The sequence below is a fragment of the Sphingobacterium sp. UBA5789 genome (assembly GCF_002418355.1).
GTDB lineage: Bacteria > Bacteroidota > Bacteroidia > Sphingobacteriales > Sphingobacteriaceae > Sphingobacterium.
This window is the reverse complement of record NZ_DIDX01000003.1, coordinates 644,306-663,443: the sequence shown is the minus strand read 5'-3', so window position 1 is coordinate 663,443 and position 19,138 is coordinate 644,306. Positions and strand designations below refer to the sequence as shown.

Here is a 19,138-nt window from a genome sequence, read left to right as displayed (position 1 = left end):
TTCACCCTCCTTTTATTATTCGACAAACCAATTCCCTCTCATTTTTAAGGAGAGGGTTAGGGTGAGGTTTTGCAGTTTTATAATTAACCTTTCTGCCCTTCGGCATCTCTCCTTTAAAAGTAGAGAAAAGTTATAACAATACCACTACAATAGAATTGAGACTGTTCAAAAAGGTTGGATAACCCCATTTTTATGTGATTTACTACTATTCATGCTCCAGACCTTCGCTAAGATTATACAAAGTCCAGTGTCCGGAACGGATAGCTGGATTTTCCTGTTGCAGTAACTTAATAAAATCTTTAACACCAAGCTCTTCATTACCATTACCATGTATCAGCACAATACTGCCGGCTACGGGATGCTGTCCCTTAGCCAGCCATGCATCCGAACCTACAGCAATAAGACCATAGCTCAATAATTTATCTATCACAGCTTTATCCGAAACTAATCCCGGACATCTGAAAAATACAGACGGAAGTATCCCGTTCCGAAGCATCAGCTTTTCATTTTCCAGAACTTCCACATCCATATTTGTACCCTTAGTCAACAGGAAATTGGATGTCAGCGGTTGATTACTAAACACATGAGAATAACTATGATTAACCCATGTGATCTGCAAAGCTCCGTCTTTATCCAGGTTTCTCAGCCAGTTCAGATCCTCCTGATGTTTCAGCATCCATTTTCCTGAAACAGATATAGCGACTGGAAGACGTCCCGATTTGCCTTTGAAGGCCGAGAATAAAGATTGAAAGATTATTCTGTCAAATGGCTTATGCGAAGGACACAGATCAATAGTCAGATTAATTCCTTGTTCCTTAGGCATATGAAAGTCCAATCCTGCATTCTGGAGGTTCTGTTCCGTTCGGCGCACGAGATCAAAACTCCTGATATAGGGCATTTTATTAAATTGTGCGGAGATATCTGCAAATGTTAAACGGGTTCGTTTATATTCATCGGATGGAACCACACGTGTCTGCATTGCAAGAGGATCGACAGCTAACAAATAGGTTTTGTTATTAGCGGTAAAACTACGAATGCCTATAAGCTGGCTATCCTTTTTTTCCAACAACGCCCAGTCAACCTTATAATTACGGATACTGTCAAAGGTCTGTCCCTCCCCTTTCTGTGATAAAAAAATAAAGATCAGACATACCAGCCATAATTTTAGACTCTCCATATATAAACAGTTGGTTAAGGATTTACATCCGGGTAAAATCTAATTTCCACTCGTCCGTTTAGGATTTAATAAGGTCGGCCATTGCATCTGCTTTCCATCTGTATCTGTAGGCATAATCATTTTCTCGCGGGATACCAATTCCGGCTCTTCACATGCCAGATAAGTCAGTATAGCAACTATAACAGCATTCTGCCTAACTTCATCAAATACAATCTTATCATACGTATCCCTATTGGTATGCCAGGTAAGCTTGCCATAATCCCATGAGGTAGAACCTAACATAAAAGCAGGAATTCCCTTCTTGACAAAGGAAGCATGATCTGATCCGCCACTTCCCGGCAGGCCCGGAAATGTTGTTTGGATTTCATTACGGAAAGCCTCAGGTAAATACTGCAACCACCGGCCGATGTACGCATAGGACTGTGCAAATCCATTGCCGGAAATCCGGGCAATTCTGCCTGTACCGTTATCCTGATTCCAGACCACCTGTATCTTATCATGCAATTCAGGATGATCTTCTACAAACGCTGAAGAACCATTTAACCCCTGTTCCTCACTCCCCCAGTTGCCCACCAGAATCGTTCTCTTATTATCGGGATACACTTTTTTCAATATACGCACTGCCTCCATCATCGTGATGATACCCGTACCATTATCTGTTGCACCTGAAGCACCGTCCCATGAATCCAGATGTGCAGACAGCACCACATATTCTTCTGGCTTTTCTTTACCTTTTATCTCCGCTATACTATTATATGTTTTTGTGACACCAAGCTCTTTTGCCTCTGCCTGAATTAATATCCTGGGCTTCAATCCTCTTGTCACCATCCGGTATAGCAGTCCGTAATCTTCCTGCGCAATATCCACAACCGGTATTTTCTTGGTTTTAGCATCAAAAATGCGCGTTACACCAGGCAATTCTGTCCAGTATGAATCCACTACAGCCAGTGCCCCTGCTTCTTCCAAAGCAATAGCCAGCGTCCTTCGTGTACTGCCTGTAGCCTCCAGACTTGCAGCCCATTGATTCGATTGCTCTTTCTTAAGAGCTTGCATTTTATCATAAGCTACTGCTGTAGCTGATTCTTTCCAGTTTGCATCCGAACGTCCTGTAGGCTGATTCATAGCTATCATTACGATTTTTCCTTTCACAGAAGGCAACCAGTTTGTAAATTCTGTACGTGATTTAAAAACCGGAAGCACAATCACCTCCGCTTCAATCCCCTTCCCCTTTGTAGACGGACTGAACGAAAGTTGCGTTCCTTCCAAAGCTTTGATTCTCGGATAGGTCATGGTAATACTGGAAAGTCCCCGCTCCCATGAACGCCACTCTCCGTAAGGCTCATTACGTGCCACAGCACCCATCTCTGTATATTTCCGGACAACCCAATCGTGCGCCTTTTGCATTTGCGGACTACCGACCAGTCGCGGCCCGATCATATCGATAAGTTCAAAAGCATAGTCCTCCAGTTTGGAATTTGTATTTGCTTCCTGAACAATAGCATTGACCATTTGCTTTTTGTCCTGACCGAACACACCGGTACCGGCAAACATAGCTAAAGTGACCGCAACAGGAGAAAGCCAGGTAGAATAAGAGGTTAATTTCATAAGAAATGTTAAGTGTTTTAAAATATACGGAAGTTAGCAAAAATTTACAAAAGGTCAGAATACAGGACGTATTTTATACGTATTCCGGCCCACGAAAGGAAGGGGCAATAAACAAAGAAAAGCCAGAAACATTCGTTTCTGGCTTTAACAGATATAAAGGTTGATTAGCTACACCGCTACTTCCGACTTGGCCTTTTCATAACTTTCGTTATGTACAGCGGCAACAGCTCTGCCGGAAGGGTCATTCAGATTCTGGAAAGAGGCATCCCATGCCAGAGCTTCAGGCGTACTGCAAGCGACAGATTTGACTGAAGGAACTGTTTTTGAAGCAGCTTCCGACGGAAAATGTGATTCAAAAATAGTACGGTACAGGAATTCTTCTTTGTTTTTGGGTGTATTGACCGGAAAACGATCCGCAGCAGTAGCAAATTCAGCATCGGAGACTTTTTCTTCTGCCTGCGCCTTAAGCGTATCGATCCAACTATAGCCTACCCCATCTGAGAACTGCTCTTTTTGTCTCCAGGCAATACTCTCCGGAAGATAGTCTTCAAATGCCTTACGTACCACCCATTTTTCCATACGACCATCTTTAATCATTTTATCTTTAGGATTAATCGTCATGGCGACATCTATAAACTCTTTATCTAAAAATGGCACACGGCCTTCCACACCCCATGCAGCTAATGATTTATTAGCACGCAAACAATCGTACAGGTATAGTTTTTTTAGTTTACGAACCGTTTCTTCATGAAATTCCTGTGCATTCGGCGCTTTATGAAAGTACAGGTATCCTCCGAATAATTCATCCGAGCCTTCTCCGGACAACACCATTTTGATACCCATAGATTTAATAACTCTAGCCAGGAGATACATAGGTGTAGAAGCCCGGATAGTCGTCACATCATATGTTTCCAGATGATAGATAACATCTCTGATTGCATCAAGACCTTCCTGAATCGTAAAATTAATTTCGTGATGAATCGTACCAATATGATCTGCTGCTTTTTGTGCTGCAATAAGATCAGGTGCACCTTTAAGACCTACTGCAAAAGAATGCAATTGCGGATACCAGGCTTCTTCCTGATCACCTGATTCAATACGTTTGGATGCGAATTTTTTAGTGACAGCTGCAATAACGGAAGAATCCAGTCCTCCTGAAAGCAGAACACCATAAGGTACATCAGACATCAGCTGACGGTGTACCGCATCTTCCAGAGCCGTGCGCAATTTATCAATATCCGTATCTGCATCTTGCACTGTTTCATAAGCATCCCAATCCCGCTGATACCATCGCTGTGGTGTTAATCCATCGGCACTATACACATAATGTCCCGGAGGAAACTGATCCATCTGTGTACAGAATCCTTCCAGTGACTTTAATTCAGAGGACACAAAAAACTGTCCCTGCTCATCCGTACCGTAGTACAAGGGGATAATCCCCATATGATCACGAGCTACCAGAAAGACATCTTTACTGGCATCGTAAAGTGCAAAGGCAAAAATACCGTTTAAATCCTCTATAAAAGAAGGTCCTTTAGCCTGATACAAGGCCAATACGACTTCTGAATCGCTATTTGTCGAAAACTCGTAATCCGGCAAAGTCGCTCTCAGTTCTTTATGGTTATAAATCTCACCATTTACCGCCAGCACAATCTGACCGTCAGGACTGTAAAGAGGCTGACTACCTGATTTGGGATCCACAATAGCCAGACGCTCATGCGCAAGAATGGCTTTGCCGGACGTAAAAATACCGGACCAGTCTGGTCCACGGTGACGAATACGTTTTGACATTTCTAAAATCTGAGGTCTTAGCTTCTCAGATGAATCTTTTAAGTCGAATGCTCCAATAATTCCGCACATATGCTTATTTGATTTAGTTGCTATCTAATTTTATACTGTGTCACAAAGTAAAGGATTAAAAAACAAATTTCATAACATTTTTCAATTTTTATTAAAAATATATCAACATTATAAATATTTAAATGAAAAACAATCAATAAAAACACGATAAAACACAAATTAGATCAATTCAACAAAGATCATAAAGGAAATTTGCAGTCTCTCCCGAGATGCCAGGTTACAAAGCGGATGAAGCATCAGTACATCCTGAACATAATGGGAATATTTATTTTGCGTGGATAAAAGTTATACGATAGGTTCTGCAAGCTATAATCAGACAGTAATCGTCTCATTACCGGATCTTTTACGAACCGCTTTATTCTCCAAAATCTTTATAATAATTACTGTTTATTTATCCGGATTTTTCTAACTTCATAGTAAAGTAAACCACTATGACATCAGACCCGTTTAACGTATACCGGAATTCTGCCATCGAGGCTAAAGATCTGGAGAACATCTCTTCCAAACATGAATTGGTTCACTTCTCTAAAGGGGATATGATCTTAAAAGAAGGAAAACTGACACATGAATATTATCTGTTGGAAAGCGGTCTGGTACGGTCATACGTTCACGATTACGAGGGCAATGAGATTACTACAGATTTTTTTGGAGACAATGAAATCGTGATTGAGGTGACCTCTCTTTTTCTAAAGATTCCATCTCAGGAAAATATACAGTGTCTGACAGACTGCAAAGCCTGGAAACTGGACTATGACACTTTCCAGATGCTGTATCACACCATACCTGCATTCAGTGAATGGGGTCGTGCATGGATGACGTACGCTTTACATATTATGAAAAAGCGGTCTATTGAAATGGTATCCTTATCCGCTCTGCAGCGATACAATCAATTAATAGTAAGTAAGCCCCAGATCTTTCAATTCGCACCGCTCAAACATATTGCATCTTATCTGGGAGTTACAGATACTTCCCTTAGCCGTATCCGAAAAGAAGCCGTACAATAAAATACAAGAACTTGCCCTATGACAAGTTCTTTTTTTCATGACATCCTTAAATTTGAATAAGCTTATCCATATATGCAGACTGGGATAATATTCCGCTTCGAACAGATAAAAAGCTGTATAAACTAAGTTTATAACCAATGAGTAAAGCAAAACAAGTTGTAGAGCAGTATATGCAGGGATTTCGGGAAAGCAACCACGAGAAGGTGTTGGAATGCCTGACTGAAGATGTCATTTGGCATATGCCCGGCTATTTTCAGCTGCAGGGTAAAGAAGCTTTTGATAAGGAAATCGAAAACGACCTGTTTACAGGCTCTCCCACCATTCAGGTATTTAGGATGATAGAAGAGGGTGCTGTAGTCATCGCCGAAGGGGCTGTTCAGGGTAAATTCAAAACCGGAGATTTGCTCGATGCGGTATTCTGTGATGTCTTTGAATTCGACGGATTGAAAATAAAAAAGCTGATTTCTTATCAGATGAATAAATAATAATTGACTGCTGACAAACAGCTGTCAATACGACTTTTAATTTTGAATTATAAATCATTAAAAACTAAAAGATATGGCACTATTACACGCGTATTTAAATTTTAACGGAAATTGTGAAGAAGCTTTTGAATTCTACAAAGGCGTTTTCGGTTCGGAATCTTTAGGAGTTTACCGTTTTGGCGATATGCCTGCTGATCCGGAATACCCTATTCAGGATGAAGACAAAAACAAAATCATGCATACGGCAATTAAGATTAACGAATCTGTCATGCTGATGGGATCAGACTGTATCCAAAACTTTGGACACAGCGCAACAGCAGGAACAAATGCTTACCTGATGCTGGATACACAGACAGCTGAAGAGGCTAAACAATTGTATTCCAAACTGAGTGTGGATACGCAGTCCATTGAAATGCCTTTAGGTGAGCAATTTTGGGCTGAGTTATATTCTTCATTTCAGGACAAATACGGAATTTCCTGGATGATCCATTTCGAAGGAAATAAAAAAATGTCCTGATGAACAGCATTGTATACTTTGAAATACAAGCTGAGAATCCCGAAAAATCTGCTCATTTCTATGAGCAGATTTTTGGATGGAAGTTTATAAAAGAAGACAGTCTTCCTATTACTTATTACAGAATAGAGACCACAGGAATACATGGCGGATTATTTCAACGACCGGCAGACACCCCTCCGCTCAATTGCGGAACAAATGCATTTACCTGTTCTATGGAAGTGAATGATTTTGATAATATAGCTGCGCTGATCATACAAAACGGAGGACAGGTGGCAATGCCAAAATTTGCCATTCCCGGTCGTTGCTGGCAAGGATATTTTCTGGATATTGACAACAATGTATTTGGTATTTTTGAAGTAAATGAAAATGCGGGAATGTCTTAAGCAAGACTAACGCTTACAGCACTGTTTAATTCAGATCTACCAACTGGCGGATAGCCCTTAAAAACAAATTACATCCCTATGAAAATAACAGGAGGAAAAAACATTGCAATCAAAGTCCCTGTTTCAAAATATCAGGAAACAGTAGATTTTTACACCCTTACACTGGGATTACAGGCATCAGAAATACTTACCCCAGACCACCCTACTGTAAAGAAAAGTAGTCTTCGGAGATAATACTTTGTGGCTGGATGCTACCGAACAAGTCTCACGTACAGAGGCCTGGTTTGAATTGCTGACAGACAATCTCGCAGAAACCGAAGCACATTTACAACGCGCAAATATTGCATTTGAAGACGATCTGGAACAGATTCCTGCACATATGCACTGGATCAAGGATCCGATCGGGAACGTATTTATTTTAAAAGAATCTCATTAGACTATGTCATTTTTTATCACCAATCTGATATTATCCTCCAAAGTCAATGAACTTATAAATCCTTATGGTATGAAACAAATGATGTACCCTTGCCTATGGTTTGAAGGCAACGCAACAGAAGCTGTAGATTTTTACATCTCGGTTTTCAAAGATAGCCGGATCCTGTCCGCTAATCCGCTTGTTACTTTTTTAGAAATAAAAGGCCAGAAATTTATGGCTCTCAATGGCAGGCCGGATTTTGAGCCAAACCAGGCTTCTTCATTAGTGATCGAATGTACTTCTCAGGATGAGATAGATCAGTATTGGGAAGCCATCACCAAAGAAGGCGAAGAAAGCATGTGTGGCTGGTGTAAAGACAAATACGGATTTTCATGGCAGATTATCCCTGAAAACATCGAAAAACTACTTTTCAAATCTCCAAATGCGGAGCGTGCCGTACAGGCGATGATGGGTATGAAAAAAATTGATATAGCAGCATTGGAAAATGCCTGATTATTCAATACGTTAAAACGGGATAAATAGAAATAAGCTGCAATAGTTCTGTATGGCTACTTATCTTTGTTGCATGAAAAAACTTTTGGCTACATTCTGCTTATTCCTGACACTGACATTATCCTTTGCGCAAAAAAAAGATACTGAAATAACACTAAGAGATATCAAAAGCGGAGATTTGATATTTGTGGGTGCTCAACAACAGGATCTTTCGGGAGCCATTAACCGTGTTACCCAGAAAAGTGAGTCAGCTTCCTTTGATCATATCGGCATAATAGAAATGACAAAAGACTACGTTTTTGTACTGCATGCCAGCAGCACAAAAGGATCTGTACGTCAGGAAATTCGTCAATTCTATGAAGAGCAACAGGATGGAGGTAATGCTCTTATCCTGTACAGACTAAAAGATCCTTTTATTTCTAGTATTCCCGCTGCACTGAAAACAGCCGGAACTATGCTTGGAAAACCCTATAACCGCAGCTATATCATGAACGATAGTTGTTATTACTGTTCTGATTTTATATACCGCGCTTTTGAAAAGAATCAGATATTCAGTTTAGCACCTATGACCTTTATCAATCCCGAAACAGGAAAAACAGATGACTTCTGGAAAACTTTTTACAAAAAGCAAAACCTGGAAGTTCCCGAAGGAAAACCAGGTTGTAATCCTAACGGTATGGCAGCTTCAGAAAAACTTAACCGGCTCGGAAGACTTTATCTGTAGGTAGAATATTTAATTTTTACCTATTTTATGCTCTTTTAACATAGTTTTAAACTTAGGATTGCGGATATATCTTTTGAATTCATGACTTTCCATTCCGGAAAAATCCGTCATTTCAAAAAACGGGTAGTGTTTGCACAGTACATTATATACATCCTCTTTATATCCCAGATCTGTAGGTTCCAGTTTATCCGATAAAAATCCAAATACTTTTTTGAGCATTTTATCGGTATTGTTGGTGGTAATATGAATCTTTTTTACCTGCTCGCTGAATATACAGTACGTGCTGTCTCCTTCCCGGTAATCTTTAGGCCTGAAATCTGCCAGCCCCACTGCCGGAGCTAACATAATGCAGGTAATATTATTCTTATTTTCCTTTAAACTACTTGCGTCATCAATATCGACATGATGGATATCCTTTACCTCTTCCACAAATTTCTCTTTAAACACTGGTGTACTCAATGCACTTAATACGACAGATGCACCTCTGCTATGGGAGATAATATAGATATTCTTATTATGCATGGTATTCAGTAACCGTCGAAGTCCGAACTCACCTGCCATTTGGCTAAAAGAAGTAGCCGCAAACCATATTTTTGCACCGCTGAAAGGGTTGTTAGTAAGCAGTCCGTCCCAGTAAAATCGTATAACCTCGTCCTGACTGGAGTTGACATTCAGCTGCTTGCGGATATAATCATAACTCTGATTACTGGACCGTACATCTGAATTAAATCCATGTACAAAAATAAACACACGCTTCTTATTGGCCAATCTTTTAGCAACCTGCTTCAGTTGCTGCGTTTCGTAACTGCGTAACTTATCATCCTCTCCGCGTTCAGTAGCAATCTTCATTAAGGAATAGTCATTTTTCTTACCATTCTCCGGAGGCGCTCCATATGACTTTTTCCAATTATCCGGATAAAAATTACCGTTCTGATCAACAAAGGAATTGCTGATATTGGGCTTTTCAAAGGAATTTGGAGATTGATTTAAGGGTACATTATGTGTAATACCACAGGATGTGACGACAAAAAGGCAAACAAGACAGGCAATATATCTATTCATACATGCTTAATAATTTACTACAAATCTATTATTTAATCCATTTATTTTACTGACCCCCGAAAACTATTCACCGAAGTCCGGAAAATTGAATATTTTAACCCCTTCTTCTAATTCAGTATCTTTGAGCAACGATTACGTAATATGTCGACATTCTTCAAATCAAATATATTAGTATTTTTTGCTACGTTATTTTGTATCCAAAGTCTTTTGGGGCAGGAGATCCCAAAGATCGGGCATCCCTGGGTACAACAATATACCAAATTCAATTATAATGCCGGAAATCAGAACTGGTCCGTTGCGACGGACTCAAGCGGAGTGATCTATGTAGGAAACGGCGACGGACTGCTGCAGTTTGATGGTCAGGTCTGGTCATTGCATACGCTACCTAACAAATCTACAGTCAGAGCAGTAACTGTGGGACCGCAACAACGCATCTATACCGGAGGTATGGGTGAATTTGGATATTGGGAGAAGTCAAGAACAGGAAAACTTACCTATCACAGTATAAGTAAACTGGTCAGTAAAGAAACAATACTGAAAGACGAGATATGGAAAATCATCATTGACGGGAAACGAATTATCTTTCAGTCATTTGCTAACCTCTACTGTTATGAAAACGGTAAAATAGATTTGGTAAGCGGCAACAACCAGCCATTCTTATTTGCATTCAAAGCAAATAACCGCATTTTTATAGAAAATTTACCAGGTGGACTTTTTGAACTAAAAAACAAGTCACTCCTGCCCCTGAAAGGCAATGAGGTATTACGAAATCAGCTTATCCTTTCCATTCTCCCTTTATCTGATCAGTCTTTATTAATAGGTACAGCTAAAAACGGACTATACAGCTATGACGATCAGTCCGGTATCCGTCCATGGAATAATGAAATCAACGAGCAGCTCAAAAATGCACAGCTCAATAACGGTATACAGGTATTTAAAGATTACTACGCTTACGGAACGATTCTGAACGGGATATATATTATTAATAAAGACGGTCAGCTCATTCAGCACATAAATAAACAAAATGGTTTACAGAACAACACCGTATTATCGCTGACAACCGATCTACAGAAGCAAATCTGGGCAGGACTGGACAATGGTATAGCCCGTATCGATATACAATCCCCCCTATATTTCTATGCAGACAACAGCGGAAGTATAGGTACAGTATATAGTGCAAAAATATTTAACGGTTATCTCTATCTGGGTACCAATCAGGGCTTGTTCTATAGCGCATGGTCTTCAAATACCGCCCAAACCCCAATGAAATTTAATTTAGTTCCACAATCCCAGGGACAGGTATGGGATCTTTCTGTGATTGACGGAGAACTGATATGCGGTCATAATGACGGAACATTTAAAGTATCCGGACAACAGTTTACCAAAATATCGAATATGACTGGTGGTTGGGTGATAAAACAAATAAAAGGACATCGCAATCTCCTCCTGCAGGGAAATTATACAGGAATGGCACTCTTCCGGAAAGGAAATAATGGATGGACACTTGATACTAAAATCAATAATCGGAATCTTCCTGTCAGTGCTATTGAGCAAAAATCCGAAAATCAGTTTTGGGTAAGTAATGCTCAGGGGCTTAACCTGATCACTACAGATTCTGCATACAGAAATATTATACAGACAAAAGCATTCGGCACAAAAGAAGGATTGCCAGCCCCAACTGGCAATCATCCTACGAATCTCAACGGAAGCATTATTTTTTCTACCGACTCCGGCTTTTACAGATATGACGACATCTCCGATAAGTTTGCACCATACCGTTATTTAAATGAAAAACTGGGTTCTTTTGCTTATTCCAACAAAATAATTCAGGCACAGGCCAATCAATTCTGGTTTATTAATAAAGGACATATCGCCTATGCCACCTTCATGCCTAAGGGAGAGCTTCAGATAGATTCCTCCAGATTTGCTACATTGAAAAATCAAATGATGAAATATTATGAGAATATCAATCAGATAAGTCCCAATCTGTTTCTCATCAGTATAGACAATGGGTTTGCGCTTTATAATCCCAAAACTAAGCTTGAAGCGTCATCATATAAACCCAAACCCATCATTCAGGGTGTATATAATATCACCAAAGAAATCAAAGCTTTTACAGACAGTGATGAAGAATTAAGCATTCCTTATAATTCCAACAATATCCGTATCCGGTTTGCGATTCCATGGTACAGCTCCAGAGCCGTCCGCTTTCAATATTTTTTAGAAGGATATTCCCAAGAATGGTCTGACTGGTCCGAAGAATATCAAAAGGACTTCACCAATCTCAGAAACAGAACTTATACATTCAAAGTCCGGGCGCAACTGCCAGATGGTACAATCACAGACGTCACCAGTCTTGAATTCACTGTAAATCCACCCTGGTACCTCACCTGGTGGGCACTGCTGATCTACTTCTTATTATTTGCCATTTGCGTACATTATGGTAGAAAATGGTACGAACATAAACTTGAGAAACATCGGAAAATACTCAGAGAAAAACTCAGCAGACAGCAGGAAGAAACGCTGAAAAAAGAAATGGAAGTGAAAGAGCGTCAGATGGTTCAATTGAAAAATGAACAATTGGAACAGGAACTGGCTGGCAAAAACAGAGAACTGGCAAATTCAGCTATGAACATTGTTTATAAAAATGAACTGCTCAACACCATTCATGAAGAGCTGATCAGCCTGAAAGATAATGACGGCAAAAAGCTTTCCAACGAACATGTTAAGAAGATCAGCAAAATTATCAACGAAGCTTATAATGATGAACGGGACTGGAATCTGTTTGAAAAAAGTTTTAATGAAGCACATGAAAACTTCTTCAAAAAACTAAAGAAAGATTATCCTGCGCTCGTCCCGAATGACCTCAAACTTTGTGCATATCTGAGGATGAATATGAACAGTAAAGAGATTGCTTCACTGCTTAATATTACGACCAGAGGAGTAGAAATCAGAAGATACAGATTGCGCAAAAAACTGAATATTCCGACTGAAAAAAATCTTTCAGAATTCCTGTTGGAGGTCTAAAAACCGAACATCTGACACCTCTCATGTGATGTGAAATTGTGTTAAATGACTACATCATTACCACACACACCTCTGTGTGTAAAAAATACACTTACAACATCGAAAAACTTCATACTAAAACAAAAGCAACTTCTTAATTGTTAATAAGTTAAATAAAATGAAAAACAAATTAAATGATTTCATTTTCTGACGATGTAATAATGTTGAGGTAGGCATCTTTGCTTTTACAGGCTATACATCACATATTTGTGAAGTGTTTATTACATCCCCGAATAATATAACAACCAGTTATAAAGAGGAAAATTCGAAATCATAACTTAATCAGGTTAGCGGACTAACTAAACATTTTAAAACAATTCATTATTTAACTAAACAAAAAATGAGGAACTTTTTTACTTATTTCTTACTGGTATTTAGTTTATCTCTGTCCACCCCCCTGTTCGGACAGCAAATATCAATAAGCGGAACTGTCAAAGACAGCGGGACAGGAATCGGAATTGCCGGGGTGACAATTGCGATCAAAGGGGGAACGACCGCTGTTCAAAGTAATGACGAAGGTCTCTTCACCATTGAGGCAAAACCTACGGATATACTTCAGTTACGGTACATCGGTTATGTTACACAGGATGTCCCTGTAAACAATCAGACAAATCTTAACATCTCTCTTATTTCCGACAGCGAAGCTTTGGAAGAGGTCGTTGTTATTGGTTACGGTACAGCCGCAAAACGCGATCTGACAGGTTCGATTGCATCAGTTAGCGGAAAAGATGTGGCAGACAAACCTTCGCCAAATCCGATTGCCTCTATTCAGGGAAAAGTAGCCGGTGTTCAAATCACCAACAGCGGTGAACCCGGAGGAGCTCCTAACGTAAAAATAAGAGGTACAAACTCCATTAACGGAGCCTCCCCTCTTTATGTTGTTGACGGAATCCTGAATGATAATATTAACTTCTTAAACCCATCGGATATTGAATCCATGGAGATATTAAAAGACCCTTCCTCCCTTGCGATCTTCGGGGTACGTGGTGCCAACGGGGTGATTATTATCTCCACCAAATCCGCAAAACAAGGTGATCTTAATTTCAATTTCAACTCTACTCTAGGCTTTAAAGATGTCAATCACCGTATGAAAATGACGGATGCGGAAGGATTTAAAACCCTGTATAATGAGCAGCTTAAAAATGAAGGCGCAACTCCTTTCGACTATACCAACTGGAATGCAAATACGGATTGGCAGGATCAAATCTTCCAAAGAGGTATTTTAAACTACAACAACCTGAGTGTAAGCGGAGCTACAGACAAGAATAAATTCTATATGGGTCTGGGTTATACCACCGAAGAAGGGGTAGTCAAACATGAAGAGTACAAAAAACTAACGTTGAACATCAACGATGAGCTGAAAATTACTGACAATTTTAAAGTAGGAATGAACTTCAGCGGTTACAAAGCAAGTTTACCACAGATTCAGAGCGGCCTTATCAATACAGCGATTATCGCTTCTCCGGTAACTCCTGTTTTTAATGATGAATACGGTCTTTATCATAATACGCCTCCTTTCCAGACTCCACAGATCTACTCACCGATGGTTGGTCTGGAACTCAGAAAGAATACACGTATCAGTGATGAATACAGAGCGGTAGGAAGTGTATTTGCAGAACTTACGTTCCTGGAGCATTTCACTGCCAAAGCCTCATTCCTGTATGACTATGGCTTTAACGGAATCAGAAGCTATACACCTATTGTAAACGTATATGATCCTAACATACAAGGTACGGATAAAACAAGTACACTTGTCCGCACAACCGGTGTATCACAAGAACAGAACACCTACAAAAAGGCACAGAGTGACTGGCTCCTGACATACAAGAACAATTGGGGAGACCACAGTCTGACCGCTACTGCCGGATTTACAACCTATTACAGAGGATATGAAGGTATCATCACTAATGTAGGTCAGGGCAGCGGCGATCCTATTCCTAATGATCCGCGCTTCTTTTACACAACCATGGGTGATCAGACGACCAGATCTATTGGCGGATCGCAATGGGAACGTGCTACATTATCTTATCTCGTAAGAGGTTTATACAACTATAAAGGCAAATACTTATTGAACGGATCCTTCAGAAGAGACGGTTCTTCTGCATTCCTTGGATCAAACAGATGGCAGAATTCTGGTGCTATCGGTGCAGGCTGGGTTGTATCTGAAGAATCATTTATGCAGGATCAGCAACTTTTTGACAACTTAAAGATCAAAGGTTCATGGGGTGTCTTAGGAAATGAAAACACAGGTGATGGCTACCGCTATCCGGTATATCCGACACTGGTTTCAGGTAGTTCGACTTCATTTGGAGATAATATCTATCCGGCATTATCTCCTGCTTATTCTCCTGACCCTAACTTACGTTGGGAATCCGTACATTCATGGGAAGCAGGTTTTGAAGCTAAGATGCTGAAAAACAGATTAAGTCTGGAAGCTGTTTATTACGACAAGAAAACTAAAGATATATTGGTAGAAGTACCGGGAGTAAACGGATTCTTACCGATATTAAGAAATGCCGGAGAAATTCAAAATAAAGGATTTGAATTTTCTGCAGGATGGAACCAACAACTTACTGATGATCTGAAACTGGGTGTAAATGCAAACTTGACAACACTCAAAAACAAAGTTCTTAATCTGGTAAATGATGATTTCGCTATACTTGCAGGTAATGGTGTATCACGTACTATGTCCGGACAACCGGTAGGTTATTTTTACGGTTTGAGAACTGATGGAGTATACCAAAATCAGGCTGAAGTAGATGCAGGACCGAAATCAGGTCTAGGAGCTGCTTTCAAACCGGGAGATATCAAATATGTAGATATCAACAACGACGGAACAATCAACACGCAGGACAGAACCATCATCGGAAATCCTACTCCTGACTTTATCTATGGTTTCTCTGTCAATCTAAGCTATAAGAATTTTGATTTCGGAACTGAATTTATGGGTGTATCCGGAAACGAGCTGATCCGTACCTGGAACAGAAATCAGTATTCCACATTCAACTTTCTGGAAGACAGATTGGGAAGATGGACAGGCGAAGGAACATCTAACTTCGAGCCTATTATGGATTCCAAAAGAACCAACAACAGAGAATTCTCTTCTTACTTTATCGAAGATGGCAGTTTCTTCCGTGTTCGTAACATCCAGTTAGGATACAACTTCAAGAGAGAAGCGCTGGAAAAAATAAAACTTAAGTCATTAAGATTATTCCTGAATGCACAGAATCCATTCACCTTCTCCAAAAATACAGGGTATACACCTGAAATCGGAGGAAGTGCAATCGCTGTGGGTGTAGACAACGGAACATATCCAATCCCGGCTATCTATACTGTAGGTGTGAATGTTAATTTTTAAAAATTAGAAAGTGATGAAAACAAATATTTCAACATATATATCGGCAGCTCTTGTGGCACTTTTGGTGCTGAGCAGTTGTTCCAAAGATTTTCTGGATCGCAAGCCGTTAGGACAATTGACAGAAGAAGATTTACCTGCAGGATCCTTAGAAGGTCAGGTATTGGCTATCTATGCGGGGTTAAGAAGTGAAGGAACGAGTGGTCTTCCCTATGTAGGTGTACACAATATGCGTTCGGATGATGCCGAAATCGGATCGAGCGTAGGTGATGAAGCCGGATCCGCTCCTAATACGGATGATTTCCAATATACGACCAACTTTTGGTTATGGGGAAATTACTGGACAGACCATTATAAGCTGATTGCATTGACGAATACAGCAATTGAAACAGCTGACTCTCTGGGCGGCCAGAGTCCGGAAGTTGCCAGAGGATTAGCAGAAGCGAAATTTTTCAGAGCATGGGCTTACTTCAACTTAGTACGTGCATTTGGCGAAGTACCAAAAATTGATTTCCGTGTTCGTGATCAGAAGGAAAGTATTCTTCCAAAATCTCCTGTTGCAGATATCTACGCATTGATAGATGCCGATCTGGAATATGCGACACAGCATCTCCCGCTAAACTGGGAATCCAGATTTATAGGCCGTATTACACAAGGAGCAGCATTTGCCGTACAGGCTAAAACATTCCTGGCCAGACAACAGTATAGCAAAGCTCTTGCAGCGAGCCGTATGGTCATCAACTCAGGACAGTATAATCTGAGTGTAGCTTACAATCAGATCTTTAGAGAAAGTTCTGAAAACAGTAAGGAATCTGTATTTGAGATACAAGCATACTATGCACAGGGACAGACAAATCTGGGTATTACCTACGCAGGAAGACAAGGCGTACGAGGGTCCGGTGCTATGAACCTGGGATGGGGCTGGAACGTGCCGAATGAAAGACTTGCAAAAGCATTCGAGGTGGGTGATCCACGGAAAGATGAAACTCTTTTGTATGCAGGCCAGGTAAATACTCCTTACGGAGAACTTATTCCTGCTGCAACTGCAACAGTACCAAGAGCATATTGGAACAAAAAAGTATATACCGATCCTAAAATCCGTACAACAACAGGAAGTCAGGCCGGAGAATGGTTCAATTTCCGCGTAATCAGATATGCAGATGTTGTCCTGATGGCCGCTGAAGCTGCAAATGAAGTTGGCGAACAGGAAGCAGCGCTGGCTTATTTAGAGCAGATAAGAGTTCGGGCAAGAGCTGGCAACAATGCTATCCTTCCGAAAGTTACAACTACAAACCAACAGGAATTGAGACTTGCAATCAGACATGAAAGACAAGTGGAATTAGGTATGGAAAATGAACGTTTTTTCGATTTGATACGTTGGAATATCGATGCAGAAACTTTCAAAGATGCCGGTAAAACAAATTACCAGCTTAGAAACAGATACCTTCCTATTCCTCAAAATGAAATAGACCGCTCAGGTGGTGTTCTGATCCAGAATCCAAACTACTAGTGCGGGTAAGAAGAGCATAGACAGCCGTCTGTGCTCTTCTTTCACAACATTGTATTATTAATAATTAACACCTCTCCGCTTTGAAAGCACTTATTTACACTTTTTTTATTCCGCTCCTCATATTACAATCTTGTTTTTCAAATCAGGAGCAAAAGAGCACGGACACACAACGTGACTCAAAAGACAGTCTGTCTACTGACTCTCTTCTCACACTTATACAAAAACAAACTTTCCAATATTTCTGGGAGGGCGCAGAACCGACTTCCGGCATGGCCCGCGAACGCATACATATAGATGGTGCTTATCCGGAAAATGATCAGAATGTTATTACCATTGGTGGTAGCGGATTTGGCATCATGGCCATTATTACAGGTATCGAGCGTCAGTTTATTTCCAAAGAAGAAGGAGCTCAGAGATTAGATCATATCATGGATTACCTGGGTCGCATAGACCGGTTCAAAGGAGCCTGGTCACATTGGTATTTCGGAGAAACCGGAAAAGCTAAATCGTTTAGTCAACAAGATGATGGGGCTGACATTGTAGAAACGGCTTTTATGGCAGAAGCTCTTATTGTTGTAAGAGAATATTATAAAAACGGTTCGGAAACCGAAAAAGCAATTGCAAACAAAGCAGATGCATTATGGAAAGGAATTGAATGGAACTTCTTCAGAAACGGAAAAGATGTTCTTTTCTGGCACTGGAGCCCAACATACGGATGGGGTATGAACCATGCCATACAAGGATATGATGAATGTCTGATCACGTATATACTGGCAGCCTCCTCCCCTACACATCCTATACCCGCATCTACCTACCACAAGGGATGGGCAAGAGACGGAGCAATCGTAACCGATGCTAAAAAATACGATATCCCGATGATTCTCAAACATAATGCACCCAATGGCGGTGTAGGTCCGCTTTTCTGGGAACATTACTCCTATCTGGGATTAGACCCCAAAGGTCTGAAAGATCAATATGCTAATTACTGGGATGTTGTCGTCAATCACAGCAAAATCAATATTGCACACGCCGAACAAAACCCCAAACAATATAAAGGCTACGGAGCAGACAAAGGTTGGGGACTGACAGCAAGTTATTCCGTGAAAGGTTACGATGCACATCATCCTGATAATGATCATGGTGTCATCAGTCCTACAGCAGCCCTCTCTTCGATGCCCTATACACCAAAGGAAAGTATTGCGTTTGCCCGATACCTGAATCAGCATCTGAGTACCAAAGTCTGGGGACAGTATGGCTTCTATGATGCATACAGCGAGACAGACAATTGGTTTCCGCAGCGATACCTTGCCATAGATCAGGGGCCTATCGTGGTCATGATTGAGAACTATAGAACAGGATTATTCTGGAAACTTTTTATGGGCGCTCCTGATGTACAGAAAGGATTGAAAGGCCTTGGTTTTACAAGCCCGCACTTTTAGTACGTTCAGTAATAATTTTTTAA

Annotated in this window: 16 protein-coding genes; 12 read left to right on the top strand and 4 right to left on the bottom strand. The window is 40.4% G+C overall.

The features are described 5' to 3' along the window. Window positions 1–205 precede the first annotated feature (205 nt). The 3 genes from B4B65_RS09170 to asnB form a co-directional block, all read right to left on the bottom strand. Entirely contained in the window at window positions 206–1,177 is a 972-nt protein-coding gene (locus B4B65_RS09170) for a polysaccharide deacetylase family protein (protein ID WP_293915256.1), read from the bottom strand. 39 nt (window positions 1,178–1,216) lie between these two features. Then, window positions 1,217–2,782: a M20/M25/M40 family metallo-hydrolase gene (locus tag B4B65_RS09165; protein ID WP_293915254.1), complete on the bottom strand. Its 1,566-nt coding sequence runs from the start codon at window positions 2,780–2,782 to the stop codon at window positions 1,217–1,219. Window positions 2,783–2,950: 168 nt separating this feature from the next. Beyond that, window positions 2,951–4,642 carry an asparagine synthase B gene (asnB, locus tag B4B65_RS09160; RefSeq protein ID WP_293915252.1) on the bottom strand — a complete coding sequence of 564 codons (1,692 nt, stop codon included), beginning with the start codon at window positions 4,640–4,642 and terminating at the stop codon, window positions 2,951–2,953. 431 nt (window positions 4,643–5,073) lie between these two features. On the opposite strand from asnB, the gene B4B65_RS09155 reads away from it, so the two are divergent. The 8 genes from B4B65_RS09155 to B4B65_RS09120 all read left to right on the top strand — a co-directional run bounded on the left by B4B65_RS09155 (window position 5,074) and on the right by B4B65_RS09120 (window position 8,683). Then, window positions 5,074–5,646, top strand: a complete 573-nt coding sequence (locus B4B65_RS09155; RefSeq protein WP_293915250.1) for a Crp/Fnr family transcriptional regulator — start codon at window positions 5,074–5,076, stop codon at window positions 5,644–5,646. Between the two features lie 137 nt (window positions 5,647–5,783). Further along, window positions 5,784–6,131: a nuclear transport factor 2 family protein gene (locus B4B65_RS09150; RefSeq protein WP_201680005.1), complete on the top strand. Its 348-nt coding sequence runs from the start codon at window positions 5,784–5,786 to the stop codon at window positions 6,129–6,131. Between the two features lie 73 nt (window positions 6,132–6,204). Next, a complete protein-coding gene (locus B4B65_RS09145) occupies window positions 6,205–6,648 on the top strand; it encodes a VOC family protein (RefSeq protein WP_293915247.1) in 444 nt (147 codons plus the stop codon). After that, window positions 6,648–7,031 carry a VOC family protein gene (locus B4B65_RS09140; protein WP_293915245.1) on the top strand — a complete coding sequence of 128 codons (384 nt, stop codon included), beginning with the start codon at window positions 6,648–6,650 and terminating at the stop codon, window positions 7,029–7,031. Before B4B65_RS09145 ends, B4B65_RS09140 begins: the two co-directional genes overlap by 1 nt. A 78-nt stretch (window positions 7,032–7,109) precedes the next feature. After that, on the top strand, window positions 7,110–7,265 hold the full coding sequence (locus tag B4B65_RS09135; protein ID WP_293915243.1) for a hypothetical protein: 156 nt from the start codon (window positions 7,110–7,112) through the stop codon (window positions 7,263–7,265). 4 nt (window positions 7,266–7,269) lie between these two features. After that, complete coding sequence (locus tag B4B65_RS09130) at window positions 7,270–7,467, top strand: hypothetical protein (protein ID WP_293915241.1); 198 nt, start codon at window positions 7,270–7,272, stop codon at window positions 7,465–7,467. A 3-nt stretch (window positions 7,468–7,470) separates the two neighbouring features. Beyond that, entirely contained in the window at window positions 7,471–7,959 is a 489-nt protein-coding gene (locus B4B65_RS09125) for a VOC family protein (RefSeq protein ID WP_201680009.1), read from the top strand. Between the two features lie 73 nt (window positions 7,960–8,032). Then, the gene (locus B4B65_RS09120) at window positions 8,033–8,683 is read left to right on the top strand and encodes a YiiX/YebB-like N1pC/P60 family cysteine hydrolase (RefSeq protein WP_293915239.1); all 651 of its coding nucleotides are present in this window, start codon (window positions 8,033–8,035) and stop codon (window positions 8,681–8,683) included. A gap of 9 nt (window positions 8,684–8,692) precedes the next feature. Here the strand turns inward: B4B65_RS09120 and B4B65_RS09115 are convergent, their stop codons facing one another. Further along, window positions 8,693–9,745, bottom strand: a complete 1,053-nt coding sequence (locus tag B4B65_RS09115; RefSeq protein ID WP_293915237.1) for an alpha/beta hydrolase — start codon at window positions 9,743–9,745, stop codon at window positions 8,693–8,695. A gap of 141 nt (window positions 9,746–9,886) precedes the next feature. On the opposite strand from B4B65_RS09115, the gene B4B65_RS09110 reads away from it, so the two are divergent. The 4 genes from B4B65_RS09110 (at window position 9,887) to B4B65_RS09095 (ending at window position 19,115) form a co-directional block, all read left to right on the top strand. After that, the gene (locus tag B4B65_RS09110; protein WP_293915235.1) at window positions 9,887–12,772 is read left to right on the top strand and encodes a transcriptional regulator; all 2,886 of its coding nucleotides are present in this window, start codon (window positions 9,887–9,889) and stop codon (window positions 12,770–12,772) included. 379 nt (window positions 12,773–13,151) lie between these two features. Then, window positions 13,152–16,169 (top strand): SusC/RagA family TonB-linked outer membrane protein, encoded by a 3,018-nt coding sequence (locus B4B65_RS09105; RefSeq protein ID WP_293915233.1) that lies wholly within the window; start codon window positions 13,152–13,154, stop codon window positions 16,167–16,169. 13 nt (window positions 16,170–16,182) lie between these two features. After that, on the top strand, window positions 16,183–17,676 hold the full coding sequence (locus B4B65_RS09100; protein ID WP_236582244.1) for a RagB/SusD family nutrient uptake outer membrane protein: 1,494 nt from the start codon (window positions 16,183–16,185) through the stop codon (window positions 17,674–17,676). A gap of 80 nt (window positions 17,677–17,756) precedes the next feature. Then, on the top strand, window positions 17,757–19,115 hold the full coding sequence (locus B4B65_RS09095) for a glucoamylase family protein (RefSeq protein ID WP_293915229.1): 1,359 nt from the start codon (window positions 17,757–17,759) through the stop codon (window positions 19,113–19,115). The last annotated feature ends 23 nt before the right edge of the window (window positions 19,116–19,138 follow it).